An 8,018-nucleotide genomic window follows, 5' to 3' on the forward strand; every position below is an offset into this window, starting at 1 on the left:
GTGCCTTTCGTTCCAGCACGCGGTGCGTTGTCACACGCATCGCAAACGGAGGATTCCCAATGTCGGTGAACGAGGAAATCAAGCGACTACAGGCAGACTATGCGGCACGTAGGATCACCCGGCGACAGTTAGGTCAAGGCCTTGCTGCGCTTGGCATTGGCGGCGTGTTGGCGATGGCCATCGAAAAAGGAGCAACCGCGGCTCCGGCCAGTCAAACACGCGGACCGCGAGCGTCGTCCCAGGACGCGGAGACGCTAATCCTGGCCGTGGCGGAAAACATCGACACCTGGGACCCGGGCTTTACTGTTGGTTCCAAGTCGTCGCAGACCGTCATCCAGAACACGTTCGATCAACTGACGCAGTACGAAATCGTCGATGCGACGGCGCCGGACGGAACAGCGTACAAGACCGTCAACACCGAGAACATCGTTGGCATGCTGGCCGAATCCTGGGAGTGGGCCGGAAATGACATGGTCTTCACGCTTCGGGACGGTATTCAGTATCACGACGGCACCGCGATGGACGGACAGACGTTTGTCGATGGATACAGCCGTATTCTCGAGTCCGGCGCCATTGCCGCGTTCCTCCTGGGCATGGGCGGCGCACTGACGAGCCCAGAACAGTTGTCGGTCAATGATGCGGGTCAGTTTGTGATCTCGCTGACGCTGGCGAACCCCATCACCCCCCTCAACAATGTGATGCACAACACGTCTGTCATCAGCCCGAAGCAGTTGGCCGAAGTCGCCACTACTGACGATCCGTGGGGTCTGGAGTATTTCAAGGCGAACCTGGGTATCGGCAACGGTCCGTATCGGCTCGACTCCTACACACCAGACGATCAGATCGTGCTGGTGGCAGACGAGAACTATTACGGCGAAGCGCCGTTCTTCAAAACGGTCATCATGAAGATCGTGGCGGACGCAGCTCAACGCGTGCAGCTATTGCAGAACGGCGATGTCGATTCGGCGACGAAGATTCCGTTCCCCGACTACGCGGCGCTCTCGCAAGACGAGAACGTCAAGACCCTGTCGATTCCGTCGAATCTGGTCGTCATGATCGAGATGAACAACCTCGTCCCCCCCTTCGATGTCAAGGAAGTGCGCCAAGCGGTCGCATACGCAACTCCATACGCCGACATTCTGGAGCAGATCTACTTGGGTCAGGCGGCCGAAGCCAGGAGCCTCGTCCCCTCCGGCATGCCGACGCACGATCCGTCGACGAACCAGTATTCCTTCGACCTGGAGAAGGCCAAGGAGCTCCTGGCCACAGCCGGCTTCCCCAACGGTGAGGGGCTGCCGGAGATCAAGATCAGCGTGGCAGGCGACGACCAACAGAAGGAGCGCATTGCCATCATCATGCAGGATTCGCTGAAGCAGATCGGAATGAACGTCCAGATCGAGAAGCTGGCCTATGCTCAGTTCAATGAGCTCCAGCAGGGGTCCAAGCTCCAGATGTGGACCGACGAGTGGATCTCCTGGGTGAACGATCCCTACTACCATCTTTTCTGGCTGACCCAGACCGAGAGTCCTTCGAACTATCCGAAGTTCAGCAACGCTCGCGTCGATGAACTGCTGGACACCTACATGTTCTCGACAGATGCAGAAGCACGGGCCGAAGCAAGCAAGGAAATCCAGGCGATCGTCATCGAAGAGTCACCCTACGTCTTCCTGGCGCAGCCGAACTGGGTCATCTACTTCGGCAACGATATCGACGGATACGTCTACTACAACGACGAGTTGCCTCGGTATGCGTCGCTGACGCGCACCAGCAGCTAGTCGTCACGGACAGCGGGGAGGCGGTTCCCGTCTCCCCGTTGAGCGTTTTTCTCGCGATTGTCCTCGCGGCAGCCGCCGCGACCCAAGGAGCAAGCTCCTCGATGCGCCTCGCTCGATACATCATCAGACGCCTGCTGTTCCTGATTCCTGTGTTACTCGGAGCGCTCTTCCTGACCTTCCTCTTGACGAGGATGGTGCCAGGGAATCCGATCGAGCGGGTGGCAGGACCATATGCCTCTGACGAGGCAGTCGAAGAGATGAAGCGTGAGGCAGGGCTGCTCGATCCGTGGTACACGCAGTTTGCCAACTATCTCGGCGATCTTCTGAACGGGGACATGGGGGTCTCATACCAAACGAATCAGCCGGTGACCGAAGATCTCCGGCAACGGTTTCCGGCCTCGTTCGAACTCGTCTTCTATGGAATGATGCTGGCGGTCGCACTTGCCTTACCGCTCGGGATCATTTCGGCAATGAAACAGGGAACATGGGTGGACCATCTCACCCGCGTTATTGCGGTTCTCGGCGTTTCGATGCCGATTTTCTGGATCGCCCTCATCTTGATTTCGACGTTTTACACGCGTCTCGGGTGGCTGCCTGGACCACAAGGCCGGTTGCCCATTTCGATGACGGCGCCACCACGAGTGACCGGTCTCTATACGATCGACTCGCTCCTGGACGGAGACTTCGACACCTTCCGCGCCGCGTCGAAACAACTGGTTTTGCCCGTGCTCACAATCGGATTGATCGCGATGGCTCCGATTGCCCGCATGACCCGCGCGACCATGATCGACGCGCTGAATTCTGACTACGTTCGCACCGCCAAATCGCTGGGACTCCCAACGCGAGTCATCGTCAGCAAGAATGCCCTGAAGAACGCCATCATTCCGGTCCTGACATTGATCGCGGCTGTCTTTGGCTATGCCATTGGCGGCGAGGTACTTGTGGAGTACATCTTCACTTGGCCCGGTCTCGGAAAGTATTCGTTCGATGCCATCATGGGAAGTGATTTCCCCGCCGTGCAAGGCTTCATCATTCTGGCTGTTGCCATGTATGTGCTTGCCTACCTGATCGTGGACATTCTCATTGCCATTCTCGATCCACGAGTCGAGTACTAGCCATGACTGCTCCGACTGCCAATCTCCCAGCCGCCCCGACCGCGCACACAACCGCTGCACTCACTCCGCCTTTGCGCGAGCGAATCGGCGACTTCTGGTTCGTTCTGCGGCGAAATCCAACTGCCATGCTCGGTCTTTTCATGATCGGCGTGGTGATATTCGCGGCCATATTCGCGCCCTGGATCGCGCCGTACCCCGCCAACAAGGTCGACTTCGCTGTCGTTGCGCAGCCCCCCAGCCGAGATCATCTCTTCGGAACGGACCAATTCGGGCAAGACATTTTCTCGCGTGTTCTCTACGGCGCGCGAATCGACCTGCTGATCGCGCTCTCTGCGGTCGTGATCTCACTGATCGTTGGAAGCGTCTATGGAGCAGTTTCGGGATATGTCGGCGGACTAACCGATGAAGTCGCGATGCGAATCATGGACATTCTGCAGGGGTTCCCACGCTTCATCTTCGCAATGGGCATCGCGTACGCGCTCGGCCCTGGAATCGAGACAGTCGTCATAGCCACTGCGGTGCTCAACATTCCTGGATATGCCCGACTAATGCGTTCCTCGATGCTGAGCGCCAAGACGAGCCAGTACGCCATGGCAGCGAAGGCAATTGGCGCAAATCACCGCGCGATTTTGTTCAAACACCTGGTGCCCAACTGCCTAATACCAATCTTCGTTATCTCGACACTTCAGTTTGGCTGGGCCATTCTCGAGGCTGCTGGCCTTTCGTTCATCGGACTTGGTGTCGAGACGTCACGGGCCGAATGGGGAGCTATGATCCAGCTCGGATTCCAGGATTTCCTGCAAGGGCATTGGTGGATGTACACCTTCCCTGGCCTGGCAATTGCCTGGACTGTGCTGGGCTTCAACTTGCTTGGTGATGGATTGCAAGATGTTCTCGATCCGAGGCGACGCTGATGACAACTGACACCATCAACGCCACCCGGCCGATGCAATCGTCTGCGACGCGCCCGATGCTCGAGATCCGCGATCTCGAGACGCAGTTCTTCACCCGCAAGGGTGTCGCGCGCGTGCTGGACAAGCTTTCGTTTGAAATTGGCCGCGGTGAGATCGTCGGTCTGGTTGGCGAAAGCGGTTCGGGCAAGAGCGTGACGGGCTTTTCGATCGTCAATTTGATCAAGGCACCCGGCAGGATCGTCTCTGGTGAGATCCTGTTCGAAGGTTGCGACCTGACCAAGCTGAACGAAGACCAGATGCGCGAGGTTCGTGGCAAGCAGATCGCTATGATCTTCCAGAATCCGCGCGGTTCTCTCAACCCTGTGCTCTCGGTTGGCGATCAGCTCTGCCAGGTGCTCAAGTATCGCCAGGGCATGAAACGCGATGAGGCAAAGGCGCGAGCGATCGAGCTCTTGAAGCTGGTCCACATTCCCGAGCCAGAGCGCCGTCTGAAGGCCTACCCACACCAGCTCTCCGGTGGAATGGCGCAACGCGTGATGATCGCAATGGCCATCTCCTGTGGCCCAGAACTACTCATTGCGGATGAGCCGACCACAGGGCTCGACGTCACCATCGAGTATCAGATCATTCAGCTCCTGAAGGAGATGCGTGACCTCACGGGAACCAGCGTCATCGTGATTACCCACGACCTGAACATGGCTGCCGAAGTTTGCGACCGCATCATGGTGATGTACGCGGGAAAGGTCGTCGAACAGGCGCCGGTGCGGGACTTCTTCACCCGGCCAAGCCATCCCTACACGCTCGGACTCCTCGCATCGCGCCCAAGTCTGCGCGGTGACGAAGAGATTCCGACCATTCCCGGCAACGTTCCCGATCTGATTCATCGTCCAAAGGGATGCTCGTTCCATCCTCGTTGCCGTTGGGCAACTGCCGAGTGCAGCACCGTGGAGCCGCTCGCACGTGAGATCTCTCCGGGGCATACCGCGGCGTGCCACCACCTGGAGGAGGTCCAGCGTGACATCGCTGCTGCGCATTGAGGCACTGAAGAAGTACTACCCGATCCGGACCGGCATGTTCTCACACAAGATGCTGCATGCCATCGACGGCGTGTCTTTCGATATCCAGCGAGGCGAGACGGTCGGATTGGTCGGCGAGAGGATCTGGCAAGAGCACCGTCGCGAAATGCGCCACGATGCTGGAACGACCAACCGATGGCGCGATCGATTTCGACGGCAAGAACCTGACGCAACTGTCGTTCAATGAAATGACTCGTGCGCGTGCTGCCTTGCAAATGGTGTTTCAGGACCCCTACGACTCCTTGAATCCGCGCCGGACAGTGGGGCAAACCGTCCTCGAGCCGATCAAGATTCACAAGGTCGCCGCTGGCCAGGCAGCAAAAGATCGGGTCGCGGAGCTGTTCGAGCGCGTCGGTTTGCGTCCTGAACATATGGCCCGATATCCCCACCAGCTCTCTGGCGGTCAACAGCAACGCGTTGGCATTGCGCGGCACTGGCCACGAACCCCGAATTGATCGTGCTCGACGAACCCACATCCGCGCTCGATGTCTCGGTCCAGGCAAAGCTTCTCCGGCTGCTCAAGGTGCTGCAGAGGAAGCGAATCTTACCTATCTGTTCATTTCGCATGACTTGTCGGTGATCGGTCACCTCTCAGACAAAGTTGCAGTCATGTATCTGGGCCAGATCATCGAATTCGGTCCAACACGGCAAGTGTTCTCTCGGCCACGCCATCCCTATACGATGGCGCTCATGAGCGCCGTGCCTGCCGCGAACCCGCTCGAACGGCGTGAGCGCATCATTCTCACTGGTGAGATCCCCTCTCCGATCGAGCCGCCGAACTACTGCCGATTGGTGACCCGCTGCCCCTATGCGGCCGACGAGTGCCGCGCGATGCCGATGGAACTCTGGGAGGTCGAGCCCGGGCACACTGTCGCGTGCATCCGGTCAATGCGCGGAGAGATTCCAATTCCGACCTTCCTGGATGAAGGTCCCTCAGTCAATCTGGTCAACCTCGATCCTGGCAGTGAAACCGAGGCCATCGCGGACGATGTGCTGCTGCCACTCGATGAAGATTGAACGAATAGCGAGCAACGCACACGTGAGAAGGGAGAATCAGTGAGCCTCAGGATTGGTATCGACGTCGGCGGGACCAACACCGACGCGGTCCTCATGCGCGGCAACGAAGTCATCGCGAAGATCAAGACTCCGACAACGGAAGATGTTACGAGCGGCATCACAACGGCCCTCGATCACATTCTGGGTGTTTCGAACACCAGCACATCCGAGGTTGCTGGAGTGATGATTGGCACGACCCACTTCACCAACGCAGTGGTCGAGCGCCGGCGTCTTCAACCAACGGCAGCGGTGCGGCTCGGGCTACCCGCCACCGCCGCGCTTCCGCCCATGGTCGACTGGCCCGAGGACCTGGCCGACACGCTCGGTCGGCATACGTATCTCTGCCATGGAGGGTATGAGTTCGACGGCCGCGAGATCTCCAAGTTCGATCCAGACGAAATCAAAGATGTTGCTGCCGACATTCGGTCGAAAGGCATCGTAGCAGTTGCGGTGTCCTCGGTTTTTTCTCCTGTCAATCAAGAGATGGAGAAGCAGGCAGCAGAACTCTTGCTCGCAGAGGTGCCTGGATCATCGGTGACGCTTTCGAGCGAAATCGGGCGAATCGGCCTCCTCGAACGAGAGAACGCAGCCATTCTGAACGCATGCCTGCGCAATCTCGCAAAGGACACAGTTGCCGCGTTCAAGCGGTCGATCGAGGAGATGGGAATCGAGGCCCCGCTCTATCTCACTCAAAACGATGGCACGCTGATGAGCGCCGAGTTCGCTGAACAGTACCCCGTCCTCACCTTTGCCTCCGGACCAACCAACTCGATGCGCGGTGCAGCCTTCCTGTCGGGGCTGAAAGACGCGATGGTGGTCGATGTGGGAGGCACGACCTCCGACGTGGGAGCGCTTACGCACGGATTTCCTCGAGAAGCGTCTGTTGCGGTTGATATCGGGGGAGTCCGCACGAACTTCCGCATGCCAGATGTGTTCTCGTTCGGTCTGGGAGGAGGTTCGCTCGTTCGCCAGGAGCCGCTGCGCATCGGTCCTCAAAGTGTGGGATATCGACTCACTAGAGAGGCCATTGTCTTTGGAGGCGATACCTTGACCACGAGCGACATCGCGGTGGCAGCGGGCGTCGCTGACTTCGGTGACCCATCGAGAGTCGAGGGACTAGACCCGCAATTGGTCGAGGCGACGATCGATCTCATTCAAGAAATGTCTGAAACAGCAGTCGATCGTATGAAGACCAGTGCGGCCGACGTCCCGGTCATCGTGGTCGGGGGAGGCAGCGTATTGATTTCTCGGGCGCTTTCTGGGGCTTCTGAGATGGTCAAGCCGCCACACTTCGAGGCAGCCAATGCAGTAGGCGCGGCGATTGCTCAGATCTCTGGCGAGATCGACCGAGTGTATTCGCTGGAAGGATTGACCCGCGAGCAAGCGCTCGATGACGCCAAAGCAGAAGCGACGGCCAAGGCGATCGAAGCGGGCGCAGCCCCCTCCTCTGTCGCAATCGTCGATGTGGAAGACGTACCGCTAGCGTACTTGCCTGGAAATGCGACCCGAATTCGTGTCAAAGCCGTCGGCGACCTGACGCTCCAAGCGTAGAACGGACGAACGATGCGATTCATCGAAGCAGCACAACTGGATGACATTGCGCTTGGCGCGGCAGTCCTGGGCACCGGTGGCGGAGGTGATCCGTACATCGGAAAACTCATGGCTCAGTATTCGATTCGCAAATGCGGTCCCGTGCGCATGGTCGAGGTCGAAGAACTGGACGACGATGCGCTCATTGCGTGCTCCGCAATGATGGGCGCACCTACGGTCATGGTCGAGAAGATCCCATCTGGCGCAGAGATCGTGACCGCATTTCAGGCGCTCGAGAGCTTTCTTGGAAAGAAGCTGTTCGCCACGATGTCGGCGGAAGCGGGTGGCCTGAACTCATCGACCCCTTTCTCGGTGGCTGCGGAACTCGGCATTCCGCTGGTGGATGCCGATCTCATGGGACGGGCGTTCCCGGAAATCCAAATGGTGACCGCCACGCTCTACGGCATCGCGGCGACACCAATGTCTGTGGCGGATGAGAAGGGCAACACCTGCATTCTCAATACCTGCAACAACCGCTGGACCGAGACTTTC

At 58.6% G+C, this 8,018-nt stretch carries 8 protein-coding genes; all 8 read left to right on the forward strand.

The window, feature by feature from the left end; genetic code table 11:
- Nucleotides 1-59: 59 nt before the first annotated feature.
- Nucleotides 60-1,775, forward strand: coding sequence for an ABC transporter substrate-binding protein (locus R2855_19525; GenBank protein MEZ4533194.1), 1,716 nt, complete (start codon nt 60-62; stop codon nt 1,773-1,775).
- Between the two features lie 101 nt (nt 1,776-1,876).
- The gene (locus tag R2855_19530; GenBank protein ID MEZ4533195.1) at nt 1,877-2,890 is read left to right on the forward strand and encodes an ABC transporter permease; all 1,014 of its coding nucleotides are present in this window, start codon (nt 1,877-1,879) and stop codon (nt 2,888-2,890) included.
- A 2-nt stretch (nt 2,891-2,892) separates the two neighbouring features.
- Entirely contained in the window at nt 2,893-3,804 is a 912-nt protein-coding gene (locus R2855_19535; GenBank protein MEZ4533196.1) for an ABC transporter permease, read from the forward strand.
- The gene (locus R2855_19540) at nt 3,804-4,841 is read left to right on the forward strand and encodes an ABC transporter ATP-binding protein (protein MEZ4533197.1); all 1,038 of its coding nucleotides are present in this window, start codon (nt 3,804-3,806) and stop codon (nt 4,839-4,841) included. The genes R2855_19535 and R2855_19540 overlap by 1 nt, the downstream gene beginning before the upstream one ends.
- Before the next feature lie 155 nt (nt 4,842-4,996).
- Complete coding sequence (locus R2855_19545; GenBank protein ID MEZ4533198.1) at nt 4,997-5,335, forward strand: ATP-binding cassette domain-containing protein; 339 nt, start codon at nt 4,997-4,999, stop codon at nt 5,333-5,335.
- A gap of 226 nt (nt 5,336-5,561) precedes the next feature.
- Nucleotides 5,562-5,897, forward strand: a complete 336-nt coding sequence (locus tag R2855_19550; protein MEZ4533199.1) for a hypothetical protein — start codon at nt 5,562-5,564, stop codon at nt 5,895-5,897.
- Between the two features lie 39 nt (nt 5,898-5,936).
- Nucleotides 5,937-7,487 carry a hydantoinase/oxoprolinase family protein gene (locus tag R2855_19555; GenBank protein ID MEZ4533200.1) on the forward strand — a complete coding sequence of 517 codons (1,551 nt, stop codon included), beginning with the start codon at nt 5,937-5,939 and terminating at the stop codon, nt 7,485-7,487.
- A gap of 12 nt (nt 7,488-7,499) precedes the next feature.
- On the forward strand, nt 7,500-8,018 hold a 519-nt coding region (locus R2855_19560; protein ID MEZ4533201.1), incomplete at its 3' end, for a DUF917 domain-containing protein.

The organism is Thermomicrobiales bacterium, from assembly GCA_041390825.1.
GTDB lineage: Bacteria > Chloroflexota > Chloroflexia > Thermomicrobiales > UBA6265 > JAMLHN01.

Excerpts from the sequence above, each read along its gene's own strand:
- R2855_19525 (MEZ4533194.1), top strand. The coding sequence starts at position 60 with ATGTCGGTGAACGAGGAAATCAAGCGACTACAGGCAGACTATGCGGCA.
- R2855_19530 (MEZ4533195.1), top strand. The coding sequence starts at position 1,877 with ATGCGCCTCGCTCGATACATCATCAGACGCCTGCTGTTCCTGATTCCT.
- R2855_19535 (MEZ4533196.1), top strand. The coding sequence starts at position 2,893 with ATGACTGCTCCGACTGCCAATCTCCCAGCCGCCCCGACCGCGCACACA.
- R2855_19540 (MEZ4533197.1), top strand. The coding sequence starts at position 3,804 with ATGACAACTGACACCATCAACGCCACCCGGCCGATGCAATCGTCTGCG.
- R2855_19545 (MEZ4533198.1), top strand. The coding sequence starts at position 4,997 with ATGCTGGAACGACCAACCGATGGCGCGATCGATTTCGACGGCAAGAAC.
- R2855_19550 (MEZ4533199.1), top strand. The coding sequence starts at position 5,562 with ATGGCGCTCATGAGCGCCGTGCCTGCCGCGAACCCGCTCGAACGGCGT.